Below are 322 nucleotides of genomic sequence, written 5' to 3' on the forward strand. Positions count from 1 at the left end.
CGCCTACGACCACCAGGACCTGCCCTTCGAACGCCTCGTCGACGAGTTGGCTCCCGACCGGGACCTGTCCCGCAACCCGCTGTTCCAGACGATGTTCGTCTTCCAGAACACCCCGGACGACGACGCGTGGAGCCTGCCCGGACTGACGGTCGAGCAGGTCGGCGTGGGCGGTCAGGACGCCAAGTTCGATCTCCAGCTGACCGCGGCCGAGTCGGGTGGCGAGCTGCTGGCGGCCCTGGAGTACCGGACGGATCTGTTCGAGCGGGCGACGATCGAGCGTATGGCCGGCCATTTCGCCACCCTGGCGGCGTCGGTGGCGGCT

1 protein-coding gene is annotated in these 322 nt (G+C 68.9%); it reads left to right on the top strand.

The window, feature by feature from the left end; translation table 11 throughout:
* Positions 1-322, top strand: a 322-nt coding sequence (locus tag LG395_RS41020) for a condensation domain-containing protein (protein ID WP_225814703.1), incomplete at both ends; no start/stop codon positions are given.

Source organism: Streptomyces spinosus, from assembly GCF_020400655.1.
GTDB lineage: Bacteria > Actinomycetota > Actinomycetes > Streptomycetales > Streptomycetaceae > Streptomyces > Streptomyces argyrophylli.